This is a genomic window from Porticoccus sp., assembly GCA_023261185.1.
GTDB classification, from domain to species: Bacteria; Pseudomonadota; Gammaproteobacteria; order Pseudomonadales; family Porticoccaceae; genus Porticoccus; species Porticoccus litoralis.
In genome coordinates this window covers 24804-39553 of the sequence record JALRJN010000045.1, presented here as the reverse complement: position 1 = coordinate 39553, position 14750 = coordinate 24804, and the positions used below count along the sequence as shown (strand labels likewise).

Sequence of the window (14750 nt, the reverse complement as noted above, 5' to 3'; positions counted from 1 at the left end):
AAATCAGAGGGGCAAGGGGTAGTAGCTCATCAATCGTCGTTCCAGCTTTTGCAGGTACTCTTCGGGATCTTTATGTGATGAGCTGCCTTCAGAGGTATATTTGCTGAGCAATCTCGAGACCCAGAAGCGGGTCGCTGAGAAACAGAGAATATCCTGCCAATATTGGCTTTCGGTGTGGTTAAAGGGGCGTTTGGCCGCATAGGCGTTTAATAGGGCGCTGCAGAGGTGTTTGTCGAGCTCACCATGGGGGTCGCAACACCATTCGTTAACAGCCTGTGCCACATCCAATAAAAACCAGTCGGTGCAGCTGAAATAAAAGCCAGTCACTGCAGATAGCTGGCCTTCCGAAAAGAACAACTGGTCAGAAAAGAGGCTGCCGATCAGCGGGCCGCTGGGAAGGTTTGGCCTGGCATCGATGGTTCGCTTGAAGCGATTGAGTTGCTCCTCGAGTAGAGACAGATCACCAATAGAAAGGTGGGGTGCCAGCTCTTTGGAGGCAAAATTTAACCATAACAGACTTCTTGGATTGTTATAACTGGCGGCGAAATGTGCTGAACTTGCGTGCATTTCGCCCAAAAAATCACCTATTTGCCTACAAATATCCGCGCTCTGGTGTTGTGGTGAAGAACCCTCGGGAATATGGAAAAGCAGGGCAGGGTTGTCGTGATACCAAGCAAGGCTGTTGCCTGAAATGGTGCGGATAACTGGTGTGACCCGCTGCCCCACGCTGATCAGGTGCTCAACCAGTGCGGCAGAGAAAAGCAGACGTTCTTTTGCACCGGGAACGGCCGCGACCATGAGGTAGTGGGCTCGCTGGGGTTGACCGCAGTGAAACCTGCATGTCATATGGTTTTTGGCAATATAGGTAGCATCAATGCAAGCATCACCCAGATGAGGGTACTGCTCCAGAAAATGTGAAATAACGTGGTTATCTGGTGCTGGAAATGACGACATATGGGAGTCCACACCCCTGATTGTTTTATCCAAGAGTAACCCCTTGGTAAGTGGAAAGAAACAATTTGCGGTATCCTTCGCCACTTCAGAGACGGTAAAAAAATAGCCATGAATAATAAAGCTCCACTGGTGTTGGTCGACGGATCATCCTATTTATATCGCGCGTTTCATGCCTTGCCTCCGCTGACGACATCCAGCGGGCAACCCACCGGTGCGGTGAAGGGCGTGATCTCAATGGTTCGACGTCTCCTAAAAGATTACCCGGGTAGCCCGGTTGTGGTCGTTTTTGACGCCAAGGGCAAAACCTTTCGGGATGAACTGTTTGAGGCATACAAATCCCATCGTCCGCCCATGCCGGACGAACTCAGGGCGCAAATTGAGCCCATTCACAAGATTATCCGCGCCATGGGTTTGCCGTTGCTGGTGGTTGATGGTGTAGAAGCGGACGATGTTATTGGCACATTGGCGATAGAAGCTGCCGCAAACCAGTATCAGGTCATTATTTCTACGGGAGATAAGGACATGGCGCAGCTGGTGTGTGATCAGGTGACGCTGGTAAATACCATGACAGACACGGTGCTCGATCGGCAGGGTGTCGTGGACAAGTTCGGTGTGCCCCCTGAGTTGATTATCGACTACCTGGCCTTAATTGGTGACAAAGCCGATAACATTCCAGGGGTTCCGGGTGTCGGTGAAAAAACGGCATTGGCCATGTTGCAAAACCTGGGGGGACTGGATTCAATTTTCGGCGACCTGGAACAGGTGCGAGAACTGGAATTTCGCGGTGCCAAGAAAATGCCGGAAAAACTGGCCGAACACGAAGAACAGGCCCGTTTATCCTACCAGCTGGCCACCATCAAAACCGATGTCCCATTGGATATGGCGGCGGCAGAGTTGAGAAATGGCGAACCCGACCAACAACAGCTGCTGGACTGGTTTCGGCAATGTGAATTCAAGACCTGGACAGAAGAGCTACTCAAAGAGGACTCTGCCCCGCAGCAGATTGACAGCCCCGAAGTGGAAAAGGACTACCAGGTGGTGCTCGATTTGGAGCAATTTAAGGGTTGGTTGAAACGTCTGGAAGACGCGGAATTATTTGCCTTTGATACGGAGACCACCAGTCTCGACTATATGCAGGCAGATGTGGTCGGCATTTCCTTTTCGGTACAGGCGCATGAGGCGGCCTATGTGCCATTGGCACACGATTACCTCGGGGCCCCTGCGCAGCTGGATCGGCGCGAAGTACTGGATGCTCTCAAACCTTTGCTTGAAGATCCGACCAAGGCCAAGTTGGGTCAAAACCTGAAATATGACATGAGCGTATTGGCTAATCAGGGTATAGCGATGCGGGGCATTGAGTTTGACACCATGCTCGAATCCTATGTGCTGGATTCCACTGCAACGCGTCATGATATGGACAGCCTTGCACTCAAATATCTGGGCGAGAAAACTATCCATTTTGAAGAGATTGCCGGCAAGGGGGCAGGGCAGTTGACCTTCAATCAGATCGCGCTGGAGCAGGCCGCGCCCTACGCGGCTGAAGATGCCGATATTACCTGGCGGTTGCACCAGACACTTTGGGGAAAAATACAGCGAGAGAGCGGACTGGATAAGGTCCTAAAAACCATTGAGATTCCCCTGATTCCCGTGTTGTCGCGCATTGAGCGCAATGGCGTAAAAGTGGATGCCGAGCGTTTGCGAAAGCAGAGTTCACAATTGGGTGAGCGGCTGGCAGAGTTGCAAACACAGGCCTTTGAAATGGCTGGTGAAGAATTCAACCTCGCGTCGCCCAAACAGCTTGGCTATATCCTGTTTGAAAAGCTGCAAATTCCTGTTCAGAAAAAAACGGCAAAAGGTGCTCCGTCCACTAAGGAAGAAGTGCTGCAGGAGCTGGCGCTGGATTACCCGCTGCCAAAGCTGTTGTTGGAGCATCGCAGTCTGTCAAAACTAAAAGCCACCTACACGGACAAATTGCCGGCATTGGTAAACCCTGTCAGCGGTAGAATTCATACCTCCTATCACCAGGCAGTCACGGCCACTGGCCGCTTATCCTCCTCCGACCCCAATCTGCAAAACATACCCGTTCGCACAGCTGAGGGGCGTCGTATTCGTCAGGCTTTTGTGGCGTCACCGGGTTGCAAGATAGTGGCCGCAGACTATTCGCAAATTGAACTGAGGATCATGGCACACCTGTCGGGTGATAAAGGCTTGAGGGATGCCTTTGCAAAGGGGCTGGACGTGCACCGTGCCACCGCAGCAGAAGTTTTTGATGTCGATGTGGAGAAAGTGACGGATGAGCAGCGTCGCAGTGCCAAAGCGATCAATTTCGGGTTGATTTATGGCATGTCGGCCTTTGGTCTGGCGCGTCAGTTGAAAATTGGCCGCAATCAGGCGCAGGAATATATTGACCTCTACTTTGAGCGGTATCCCGGAGTTCAGGCCTATATGGACCGCATCCGGCAAACTGCCGCTGAGAAAGGCTATGTGGAAACCCTTCTCGGCAGGCGCCTGTATCTGCCGGAAATCAAGTCCAGCAACGGCATGCGGCGACAGGCTGCCGAACGCACGGCTATTAATGCGCCGATGCAGGGGACGGCGGCAGATATTATCAAGCTAGCGATGATTGCCGTCGATCAATGGCTGACTACAGAGGTGCTCCGCAGCAAAATGATCATGCAGGTACACGATGAACTAGTACTCGAAGTGCCAGAAAATGAGCTGAACATCATCGAAGTCGGGCTTAATGAGCATATGGCCAATGCAGTCAAACTGGAGGTGCCGTTGATTGTGGATGTGGGCATTGGTGACAACTGGGATGAGGCCCACTAGGCATGTGGTCTCTTCCAAAAAGTCAGTGGCGGGACTTTTGGAAATAAAAAATTTTTAGTTATAAAGAAAAGCTATAGAAAACCTGAAAAAAAAGTTATTTCCTAGTGAACTAACGCGTTGCAGATATGCCTAACAAGTACGCAAGCAACATTGCTGCTTTCTCCCCAAACTAGATGCAACGCAAGCCCTGATCACTTTGATACAGGGCTTTTTTTTGTCCGCCATGGACCCTGGGTCAGGAAAGAAAAATTTTTCTACAATTTCCGGAACTAAATATCGTGTGCTTTGCCTAACCTAGTGCAAGCAACATTGCTACTTTCTCCCCAAACTAGTTGCAATGCTTGATAATCCCCAAGCAACAGCAAAGCATACCCTGACCAGCGATGGTCAGGGTTTTTTTTAGTTCGTATCCAAACTAGTCAATCGATAGTGATTCTGAAGCGGACAGCCATTGCATCAGTGTGGTTTCCAGCTCTTCGAGCCCGCTCTTCTTCAGGGATGAAAATGTTTGCAGGCTCACATGTTCGCTAAATCCCGCTGCCTGCAGTTCTCGTTGTACCTTGAGTAATACCGACTTGGCGGGTCCGTTGTTCAGTTTGTCGGCTTTGGTCAGCAGAATGTGGACAGGCATTTCCGAAAGGCTTGCCCAGCGAATCATCTGCCAGTCGTAGTCCTGTAAGGGGTGACGGATGTCCATTAACAACACCAGGCCCCGTAATGACTGTCGTCTTTGCAGGTATTCAGCCAGATGTTGGTCCCATTCCTTTTTCATGGCTTTTGGCACTTTTGCAAAGCCGTAACCGGGTAAATCCACCAGGCGGCACTGTTCTGTCAAAGAGAAAAAATTCAGCAATTGTGTCCGGCCCGGTGTTTTACTGGTTCTTGCCAGCTTGGCGTTATTCGTTAACGCATTGATTGCGCTGGACTTCCCGGCATTGGAGCGCCCAGCGAAGGCCACTTCACAGCCGCTATCGTCGGGGCACTGTGACAAGGTGGGGGCGCTCATCAAAAATTGTGCTTTGCGGAAAGAAATGACATCTGACATGGGAAACCTGTGCGAGTAAGCTGAGATCAACTATTAAGATCGGGGAGGACTTGGTATATAATGCCCCCGCTTTTTAGAAGGCAATAAAAGTTTCCTATTGTAGCGGAATGCAGAGAGCGGATTAACCAATGAAAAAAATCATTCTAGGAATGGCTGCCATGCTGGGTTTGACCCTGGCCTCTTCACTGGTCTTTGCTGGCGGCGATGCCGCAGCTGGACAGGCTAAAACAGCAATGTGTGCAGGTTGTCATGGCGCAGACGGCAATAGCCCGGCACCAAACTTCCCTAAACTGGCTGGTCAGGGAGAAAAATACCTTACCAAGCAATTGCAGGACATCAAATCCGGTGCACGCCCAGTTCTGGAAATGACCGGCATGCTCAATTCCTTCAGTGATCAGGATCTGCAAGATATCGCTGCCTATTTTGCGTCGAAAAACATCCAGATGGCTGGCGCCAAAGAAGAAAATCTGGCGTTGGGTGAGAAGGTTTACCGCGGCGGTAACCTGGAAACCGGTGTCCCGGCTTGTACTGGCTGTCATTCACCGGCAGGTAATGGCAATGCACCGGCGGGCTACCCTGCGTTGGGCGGCCAGTTCGCTCAATACACAGCGAAGCAACTGCGAGCCTTCCGCACCGGCGCCCATGATCCAAAAAATCAGGCTGCACGCACTAACGATGGCGATGCTGCCATTATGCGGGGTGTTGCTGCCCATATGAGTGATATCGAAATTGATGCAGTCTCAAACTTCATTGCTGGCTTGAAGTAACAGCTCATCACGGAAAAGGCGGCGTAAGCCGCCTTTTTTATGGTTGCATTTTAGGGAACCTGAGAGATGATAGTGGTCTATCAGGTATCGCCTTTTTATAGCCAAAGGATTTAAGCATGCGTCACTACATCTCTAACTTTTTGTTTGCTCTGGTTTTTCTGCCTCTTGTGGCTTGTCATGCCGAGGTGGCTGAGCCCTACAAAGCAGGCGTTAACTATGAAGTGCTACCCGAACCCGTTGCCACAGCGGACCCCTCCAAAATCGAGGTGGTGGAAGTGTTCTGGTATGGATGTAGCCACTGCTATGCATTCGAGCCCAAGCTCAACCCCTGGGTGGCGGCGCTGCCTGAAGATGTGAACTTTGTTCGTGTGCCTGCAGTTTGGCACCCCACCATGGCACTGCACGCCAAGGCGTACTATACGGCGCGAGCCCTGAAGGTGGTGGATGATCTGCACGAACACATCTTCGAAGCCATGAACCTGAAAAAACAGAAACTAAAAAATGAAGATGAAATTGCCAAACTGTTTGAAGGGCAAGGCGTGGACCCGGAGCGCTTCAGCAAGGTCTTCAATTCCAAAGGTATTGAAATGGCTGTGGATCTGGCGACCAGTAAACAGCAGCGTTACCGCATTCAGGGCACACCGGAAATGGTGGTTAATGGCAAGTACCGTATTTCCTCCAGGGAAAATGGCAGCCAGGAGGGCATGCTTAAAGTCGCTGCGTATCTGATCAAGAAAGAAAGAGCCGCCATGAATCAATGACTCCCGTCGGGTTGTGGGGCTTGCTAGGCCCCGCAACCATGAGCGCGTCAGACATCGCTCTCAACGCCAATCTAACCTCCAGCGCTACATAACAAAAAATTCCCAAAGACGACTTTGCGATCCAAGAATTCCCACTTAGAATGGTGCGCTTCTTTTTATCCATGCAGGCAGAATAGTAATGAAACCGACACAAAAGCCGGCCAACCCCAATTTTTCTTCAGGCCCCTGTAGCAAGCGACCCGGTTACGATGTTTCCAAACTGGATGTAAGCACTCTGGGGCGTTCACATCGAGCCGCTATCGGTAAAGCAGCCCTTGGCAGGGTGTGCGAAGAAACCGCTGAAGTGTTGGGTTTGCCAGAAGGCTATCGGGTGGGTGTCGTACCAGCTTCTGATACAGGCGCTGTGGAAATGGCGCTTTGGTCCATGTTGGGCGCAAGACCAGTCGATATCTGTTACTGGGAGTCTTTTGGACAGGGCTGGCTGACAGACGTTGTCAAACAACTGAAGTTGGAGCAGACCAACGCCTATGGCGCTGACTACGGCCTGCTACCCGACCTGGGTCAGACCAACCCAGCCCACGATATCGTCTTTACCTGGAATGGCACCACGTCCGGTGTCAAAGTCCCTAATGGTGACTGGATCAGCGATGATCGAGAAGGCCTGACTATCTGCGATGCTACCTCTGCGGTATTTGCCATGGAGATGCCCTGGGAAAAACTCGATGTGGTGACGTTCAGCTGGCAGAAAGTTCTGGGTGGTGAAGGTGCCCATGGCATGCTGATATTAAGCCCCCGCGCTGTCGAGCGACTGGAGAGTTATACCCCGCCGTGGCCTCTGCCGAAAATTTTCCGCATGACAAAAGGCGGCAAACTGATAGATGGTATTTTCCGGGGTGAAACCATCAATACTCCCTCCATGCTCTGTGTAGCTGATTATCTTGATGCGCTGGACTGGGTAAAAGCGCTGGGTGGTGTGGATGCAGCGATTGCCAAGTCCCGTGCAAATCTTGCTGTCATTGAAGACTTTGTGGCGGCCAATGAGTGGATCAATTTTCTGGCCCAGGATGATGCAACCCGTTCCAATACCAGTATCTGCCTGAGCCTGGATCTGGATGCAGATCAGGTCAAACAGGTGGTGAAGTTGCTTGATGCTGAAGGCGTTGCCTACGATATCGGCGCCTATCGGGATGCACCTGCCGGGCTCAGAATCTGGGGTGGTGCTACTGTTGAACAGTCCGACCTGGAGGCATTGATGCCCTGGATCGAATGGGCCTACCGGGAAGTTTCAAAATAATAACAGGTACCGATAATGTTTAAGGTAAGAACCTACAACCAGATATCCGCCAAGGGGCTGGATCGTTTTCCCCGTGAGAACTATGAAATAGCCAGTGAATTCAATACACCGGATGCGATTCTGTTGCGCAGCCAGAAAATGCATGACGAAGTGGTTGCAGACAGTGTCAAGGCTGTGGCCCGCGCCGGTGCTGGCGTGAATAATATCCCTGTCGCGGACTATACCCATCGAGGCATCGTGGTGTTCAACACCCCTGGCGCTAATGCCAATGCCGTGAAAGAGCTGGTCGCTTCTTCGTTGTTCCTTTCTTCCCGGGACATTTTCGGTGGCATGAGCTATGTGCAAGGTCTCACCGACATGACCGATGCTGGCGAAATGGCCAAGCTGCTGGAAAAACAGAAGAAACAGTTTGCTGGTTGTGAAGTGGCAGGTAAGCGCCTTGGCGTGGTGGGCCTCGGTGCCATTGGTGCACTGGTGGCGAACATGGCAGTCGAGCTCGGCATGGAAGTATTCGGCTACGATCCGGCGATTTCGGTGGAGGCTGCATGGCGTTTGTCACGGCGTGTGCAAAAAATGGAAAACCTGCAGAGCCTGCTGGCCCAGTCAGATTTCATTACTCTGCACGTTCCGGCCATTGATGCGACACATCACATGATCAATGCGGAGATGCTGCGCTGCGTTAAGCCCTCGGCGACATTGCTTAATTTTGCCCGTGAAGAGGTGGTAGATGTCGATGCCGTTATTGCGGCTCTTGATGAAAAACGTCTTGCCAAATATGTGACGGATTTTCCGGTTCCCGCTCTGCTGGGTCGGCCCGATGTTCTGTTGATGCCGCACATTGGCGCCAGTACGGCAGAGGCAGAGGAAAACTGTGCGGTGATGGCAGCCGACCAACTCATGGATTACCTGGAAAACGGTAATATCCGAAATTCTGTCAATTTTCCAGCGACAAAAATGGAGCGCAACGGCGGCTATCGCATCACCTTCTGCAATGAGAATGTGCCCAGGGTACTTGGCCATGTGCTGTCATTGCTTGCAGACCGTGATCTGAACGTCATTGATATGGTCAATCAGAGCCGTGATGACATTGCCTACAACATCATTGATGTCGCCAGCGAGCCTTCGGAAGAACTGTTCGCCGCAATTCGTGAAGTTGATGGCGTCGTCGCGGTACGCAGTCTCTAGTGAATAACCCTCTGAACATCGTTTTGCGATGTTCAGAGGTCAATGCATTGCGATTCTTCATCTAGCGCATTAAGTAGATCAGGCACCTGATCGAGACAATGATTTTTTATCGCGGTGTGCAGCTCGCGCACCCGGGCTTCAAGCCCTTTCAGCTGAAATACGCCGGCAATCCCCAACAGCTGGTGGACGCTCTCCCGCAAGGCTTCAATGTCATCCTGTTGCAAGTAATCTCTGGATTGCATCAGCAAACTCTTCACTTCCTGCTTGAATAGTTCTGTGGACAGGTCTGTATCGACAGCGGCGGGAGGTTCGGGAAGAGTCTTCAGTATCTGTAAATTCAGCAGTTCGCAAATATGGGTAAGCAGTTCATTTTCATTCAGTGGTTTCAGTAACAGGCTGTTGGCCCCTGCTTTAAAGAGTGACTGTTCTTCCTGTTGCAGAATGTCGGCGGTCAACGCCAGGGCAGGAATATTGGCATTGATATTGTTGCTGTTGCGTAAGGTTTTCAGGGTCTCAATGCCATTTTTCTGCGGCATGTGCACATCCACCAATAACAGGTCGAAACGGTCCTGCTGACAGGCGGCGAGGGCTTCTTTGCCGTTACCGGTCAGGGTGCAATAAGCGCCAAACCGACTGAGCAATGTGTCCAGTAGCAGGCGGGTAAACTGGTTATCTTCGGCAATCAGAATCTTGATGCCATCCAGCACATGCTCGGTATCCATAGTTGAATTGTTGGCTGAACTAGCGGACGAAACGGTGTCCAGTGCGCGGTGGAGTTCTGACAGGGGGGGTGGCATCGCCAAAAAGGAGACTGGATGCAGCTCGATACGTTCCCGCGCGTTGAATTGTTGAAAAAAGTTGAACTGGGCAGCCAGCAGAATCAACTTTGCCGGGCTGCCTTCCCTGATTTTGAGGATAATATCAGCCGGATTATTCTCTGTTGTTTGCAGTGCGGAGGCACAGATAATCACCGCATCATCCTTTTTCAGGGATGCACTTGCCTCAACGAGGTTTTCGAGGGATGCGAAGGTGACATCATTGATCCCGAAGCGGGTCATGGCATGTTGCAGGGACTGGCCCGTCAAGCTGTCTGTTTGGAAAATGACAACCCGTTGAGAGGGCAGTTGCCAATCATCAGTTTGGGTCGAGCACATCAGCGGTAGCAAAATCGAAAAAGTAGTGCCTTTGCCCTCGCCACTTTGAAGGCATATATCGCCTCCCATTAGATCCACCAGGCTTTTGACAATGGACAGTCCCAGTCCGGTACCACCGTAGCGGCGCGAAATGGAGGTGTCTGCCTGGGCAAAGGCGTTAAAGAGCTGTGCCTGGGCCGCTTCTGGAATACCAATGCCCGTATCTCTGACGTCAATGATTACATCCCGGTCATCGTTGCTTTTCAGGGAGATATATACGCCCCCTTCATCCGAAAACTTGATGGCATTGGCTATCAGGTTGCTGAGTATTTGCTGAATGCGAATAGAGTCCCCAACACGGTTCAGTGACAGCTCTGGCGCATAATCCACCACCAGATTGAGGCCCTTGTGCTGCGCCTGGGGTGTAAACATGGCAATGACCTGTTCGACACATTCAGCAAGGTCCAGAGGCTGCTCGGCCAGCTCGACGGTATCGGACTGCAGTTTGGAAAAGGCGAGAATATCGTCGATCAGTGTCAGGAGCTGCAGGGCGGCTTGATCAATAATCTGGCAGTAGTGGCGCTCGTTTTCGGCGAGCCGCGTGGTGTCCAGAAGTCGGATAAAGCCCTGAATAGATGTAATAGGTGTCCGCAATTCATGACTCATTCTTGCCAGAAAACCGCTTTTGGCCTGGTTGGCAGCCTCTGCTTTCTCACGGGAAATTTCCAGCTCACGGTTTTTGATCTGCAAGTGATCTAGTGTTTCCTGTAACTGGCGGGTGGCAAAGCGGATGCGATGCTCCAGGGTTTCCTTACCTTCGGCGACGGATGCCGCCAGTTGGTTAATACCGGCGGCCAGAACGGCTAGCTCATCATCCGTTCCGGTTTCTGCGCGGGCATGCAGATTGCCACTGGCCATTTGTCGGATGGTAGCGGTCAGCTGCTGAATGGGAGCAATAAGCGCGAGACTGAGGTAATAGGTAACGACCACTGCGATGATAAGGCCGAACAGAAACAATAGTGCTGACGTGGTGAGAATAGTTTTCTGTTTGTCGAGCATCGCCGTGCGGTCAATGGCTAGTAACACCCAGCCCACAAGCTCCGGACCAGCCATTTCTGTCGGTGATTCCTCCTGGTAATCACTGACATCAATTCCCGACAGGAAAACGGGTTTTTTGAAATACAGGTATTGGTCTGTTTGCATGGGTCCGAGATGATTGATCCCGGGTAGTATCTGCTCCAGCAAAGAGCTTTCGGCATCCTGATGCTCTTCCTGGAGCTCATCACTGTAACCTTGAGACAGGTGGCCGGCGGTTAACACTGGCTCATTGGTGCTATCAAGGAAAGCCACACCGGCAACATTGGGAATCTGCAACACGGAAGAAGCGATTTCCTGCAGCAATTTTTGATTGCGGGAATAGAGAGAGAAGTCGGAAATGGTTGCCAGGTAGTTGGATGATGATTCACCGGATTGCACAAGATTTTCGATCAGATCGGTTCGTCTCGACTCAATGGTAAACAGAGTCAGTAGCGTAATAGTGAGCAATAACGGTAGCAGTGCCACTGCTAGAAAGCGCTGATGTATGGATTTGCTCAGCAGTTGTTTGTTGCTCATGGCAGTGTCGTCTCTTGTTGCTCGAGACTACGGTACAACTCATTATCTGGGGGTAAATGGATACCCAGTGATCCTGCGACAGTGAAATTGGTGCTGATGGTGAAGTATCGGGGATATTGTGCCTGCGGCAGCGTGGTATCACCCTCAATTAGCCGGGCGACAATAAACTGACCGGCCTGCCGACCTATATCCTCCGGTGAAGAGTAAATGGAGGCCAGTGCGCCGGCATTGGTGTATGCCTTGGAAAAGCCAATCACTGGGACCTTTTGTTGAAAACTCAGGTGCAGAATCCACTTGGCAACGGCCCGGTTCAGGGGTGCATGATCAGGCAGTGCGATAAACAGGTCGCTGCCCTTTACCAGCGGGCGCAACACGGCCACGGGATTGTCTTCTGGCGTTAAATGAGCGCTATTGAGGGCAATGGCTCTTTGGCTGGTCAGGGATTTGAGTTCGTCTTCCCAGGTTTTTGAAATAGGACCAAAAACTGCGCCAAGCTGTTTGATTTCGGGTTTCAGGCGGGTGGCGAGATTAACCACGCGCTCCAGTGGCTGATCGAGGTAAATAACGGAAACTGACCTTGGGCTCCCGGCATCCTCACGCACCTTGATATTTTCGAATGCATTTTTGGGGGTAAAAATACTCAGCACAGGGGAATTGCCCGGTTCGGACAGCACTTGCTGGGTGGCTTTACTGCCGATGGCGACAATCAGCTGCCAAGTCTGTGTTAGTGCCGTATCTGCTTCTGGGCTTTGTAGGGTCAACACCCTGAAAGTCAGTGCGTTTGCCGAATCCTCGCCAGCTGCAGTTTGAAGGCTATCGGCGGTTTCCCCGTAATAGGGAGCATCACTGGATAGCAGCAATAACACTTCCGCCTGTGCCGAGTGGCCCAGCAAACAAACAAAAGACAACACTCCTCTGCTGAGGAGTGTTCTAGTGGCTTGGTGCACTCGCTGATAGAAACTCAATGCCCTTCCTTTGGCTTTGTTTGTATTTTTGAATCTACATTCAATTATTATCGAACACCGTTAAAAAAATGAAAAGATAATTAAAGTCCATGGTGAGTTTTAGGAAATAACGGGTATCAAACACATTGTTCCGGGCGTGTTCTTCGTAGTCGTCCCCCAGATTCTGGGCAATCAGAGACAGGTTCCCTGAGCTTTTGCCGATGCGAAAGTCGTAACCCAGCACGGCGTCCGTGCGAACAAACTGGTCTACGTCATTACCATCTCGCCAGTTGGCATCGGTCATGTGGTAGAAGTTGATGCTGCCTGAAAGGCCGCCGGCAATTTTCTGGTGAACCAGTAACCCGGCCTTGTGTCGGGGCACCCGGTCATTGTGATCATTGGTGGAAAGTACCGGGTCGTATGTAAACACGTAGCCGCTATCGACATCCGTGTAGGCGTAGTGTGCATTGATCAGTGTACGGTCTGAGGGTTGATAGCGAAGTTGTAGTTCCACCCCGGTCATGTCTGATTCCAGGTGTTGTCCCGCACGGCAAACCGTTCGTCGGGAAACAACACCGGAATACCGAGGTTGACGGGTTCCTGGTAGTTTTCCAGGCCATCGCGAATTTCCTCGCGGAACAGGCGCACATCAAAGGTGATTCCCATGGAAGGATATTGGGCTAGGTAGCCCAGCTCGTAACTGCGCAGACGCTCCTCTTCAATATTTTCCGACGTTCTGCGGACGGCGGTGACCAGAATCTGCTGATCCAGAATGTCGGCATTGAATTCCTTGGCCTCAGCCAGAGAGGGTGAACGTTTGCCCAGGGCATAACCTACTCTGAATGTATTGAACTCATTGAGGTGGTAGTTGATGCCGATACGGCCCGAACCGATGGTATTGACAATGCTGTTATCTTCTACTGTCAGGCCAGCGTTCAACGTCCAGTAGCGGGATGGTCGCCATTCCATATGGCTGAACAGGCGGCGGCTGGTGAGGGAAGACTGGTCATCATGGCCCAGCACCGATTCGCCCTCGATACGGTCATAGCGAATGCCTGCGCCCCAGGTGGTGCGCAAGCTATTGGTGAGTTGCAGGTGGTGTTCCAGTTCAATATCGTAGCGTTCAGACTCAATGCCGCGAAAGCCCGTGATATAGCTCTGGTCCTGAATGTTCAATCCAGGGTCAATCATCTGAAAGAATGCTGGAACCTGCGCTGGCGTAATGGTGGTATTCAACGCATCCGAGAGCAGGTCGGAAACCAGCCCCAGGTTCACATAGTTCTCGCCTTCAATTTTGTTGCGGAAGAAATGGACCTGCAGGTAGTCGGTGGTATTCAGATCACGGTTCCACTTCAATGACTGGAACTGGTTTTTAAAGTTTACCCGAGAATATTCATCAGGGTGGTCGGCGTCTCCCCAGCCCATATTGCTATGGCTGAAACCGACCTGGGCATCAAAGGTATCGATGATATTTGGGGTGTACATACCGCGGAGGGTCAGTGCGATTTTTTCCTTTCCGTCTTCCATGGGGCCCAGATCATCCCCGGAGCTGACGGAGGGGAAGCCTTCATTGTGCTCGTAATCAAGGCTGGCTCGGTAATCCAGCTTGCCTGTAGACCCGCTATAACGAATATTGCTGTTCCGCGTACTTCGCGCACCAGTGGTGGCGCTCACATGCCAGCCCTGATCCTGTACCGGTTTGCGGGTAATAATATTCACCGCACCGAGAAACGCATTGGAGCCGTAGGCCGGGGCATTGGAACCGCGGACAACTTCAATGTGGTCGATGTCGTCCAGGCTGATGCCCAGCGAACCCCATTCAATGGTGGCAAAGTTCGGGTCATAGATAGACCGGCCGTCCACCATGATTTCCAGATGATTCGGAAATTCACGGCCATAGCCATGGGTGGAAATACCGTAACGGTTACCATTGATGGAGTAGGATTCGAAACCGGGAACCAGTCGAAAAATATCCACCCAGGACAGTGCGCCAGATGCCTTGATCATTTTCTGATCGATAATGGTAACACTCGCGGGAACGTGGGACAGTGGCTGAGACATCCGCGAGGCGGAGGTTACCGCCGGCAAATCACCTAATAAATCATCTTCAGTAATAAAACCTTCGTGATTGCAGTACAGTAGCGGACAGTAAAACAGACATACCGCAACCGTCAGGTGTTTCTTTCGGGGCATTTTCTGCTCTCCGGGGAATAAATAACCTGGT

11 protein-coding genes are annotated in these 14750 nt (G+C 51.5%); 5 read left to right on the top strand and 6 right to left on the bottom strand.

All coding sequences use genetic code 11. The features are described 5' to 3' along the window. Positions 1-3: 3 nt before the first annotated feature. Positions 4-954 (bottom strand): phosphotransferase, encoded by a 951-nt coding sequence (locus ACYZYZ_RS03670; RefSeq protein ID WP_305170390.1) that lies wholly within the window; start codon positions 952-954, stop codon positions 4-6. A 108-nt stretch (positions 955-1062) separates the two neighbouring features. Here ACYZYZ_RS03670 and polA point away from each other — a divergent pair, with 108 nt between their 5' ends. After that, positions 1063-3783, top strand: a complete 2721-nt coding sequence (gene polA, locus ACYZYZ_RS03665) for a DNA polymerase I (RefSeq protein ID WP_461483285.1) — start codon at positions 1063-1065, stop codon at positions 3781-3783. A gap of 415 nt (positions 3784-4198) precedes the next feature. Here the strand turns inward: polA and yihA are convergent, their stop codons facing one another. Continuing rightward, a complete protein-coding gene (yihA, locus tag ACYZYZ_RS03660) occupies positions 4199-4828 on the bottom strand; it encodes a ribosome biogenesis GTP-binding protein YihA/YsxC (RefSeq protein ID WP_461483284.1) in 630 nt (209 codons plus the stop codon). A 128-nt stretch (positions 4829-4956) separates the two neighbouring features. Here yihA and ACYZYZ_RS03655 point away from each other — a divergent pair, with 128 nt between their 5' ends. The 4 genes from ACYZYZ_RS03655 to ACYZYZ_RS03640 all read left to right on the top strand — a co-directional run bounded on the left by ACYZYZ_RS03655 (position 4957) and on the right by ACYZYZ_RS03640 (position 8835). Then, positions 4957-5595, top strand: coding sequence for a c-type cytochrome (locus ACYZYZ_RS03655; protein WP_461483283.1), 639 nt, complete (start codon positions 4957-4959; stop codon positions 5593-5595). Positions 5596-5711: 116 nt separating this feature from the next. Next, positions 5712-6356 carry a thiol:disulfide interchange protein DsbA/DsbL gene (locus tag ACYZYZ_RS03650; protein WP_461483282.1) on the top strand — a complete coding sequence of 215 codons (645 nt, stop codon included), beginning with the start codon at positions 5712-5714 and terminating at the stop codon, positions 6354-6356. 178 nt (positions 6357-6534) lie between these two features. Continuing rightward, a complete protein-coding gene (locus tag ACYZYZ_RS03645; RefSeq protein ID WP_461483281.1) occupies positions 6535-7650 on the top strand; it encodes a phosphoserine transaminase in 1116 nt (371 codons plus the stop codon). A 15-nt stretch (positions 7651-7665) separates the two neighbouring features. Then, positions 7666-8835 carry a phosphoglycerate dehydrogenase gene (locus ACYZYZ_RS03640; protein ID WP_461483280.1) on the top strand — a complete coding sequence of 390 codons (1170 nt, stop codon included), beginning with the start codon at positions 7666-7668 and terminating at the stop codon, positions 8833-8835. Between the two features lie 32 nt (positions 8836-8867). Here the strand turns inward: ACYZYZ_RS03640 and ACYZYZ_RS03635 are convergent, their stop codons facing one another. The 4 genes from ACYZYZ_RS03635 to ACYZYZ_RS03620 all read right to left on the bottom strand — a co-directional run bounded on the left by ACYZYZ_RS03635 (position 8868) and on the right by ACYZYZ_RS03620 (position 14719). Next, entirely contained in the window at positions 8868-11582 is a 2715-nt protein-coding gene (locus ACYZYZ_RS03635; protein WP_461483279.1) for an ATP-binding protein, read from the bottom strand. Next, a complete protein-coding gene (locus tag ACYZYZ_RS03630) occupies positions 11579-12490 on the bottom strand; it encodes an ABC transporter substrate-binding protein (protein ID WP_461483278.1) in 912 nt (303 codons plus the stop codon). Before ACYZYZ_RS03630 ends, ACYZYZ_RS03635 begins: the two co-directional genes overlap by 4 nt. 97 nt (positions 12491-12587) lie before the next feature. Further along, positions 12588-13049: a hypothetical protein gene (locus ACYZYZ_RS03625; protein ID WP_461483277.1), complete on the bottom strand. Its 462-nt coding sequence runs from the start codon at positions 13047-13049 to the stop codon at positions 12588-12590. Then, complete coding sequence (locus ACYZYZ_RS03620) at positions 13046-14719, bottom strand: TonB-dependent receptor plug domain-containing protein (RefSeq protein ID WP_461483276.1); 1674 nt, start codon at positions 14717-14719, stop codon at positions 13046-13048. The genes ACYZYZ_RS03625 and ACYZYZ_RS03620 overlap by 4 nt, the downstream gene beginning before the upstream one ends. Positions 14720-14750 lie beyond the last annotated feature (31 nt).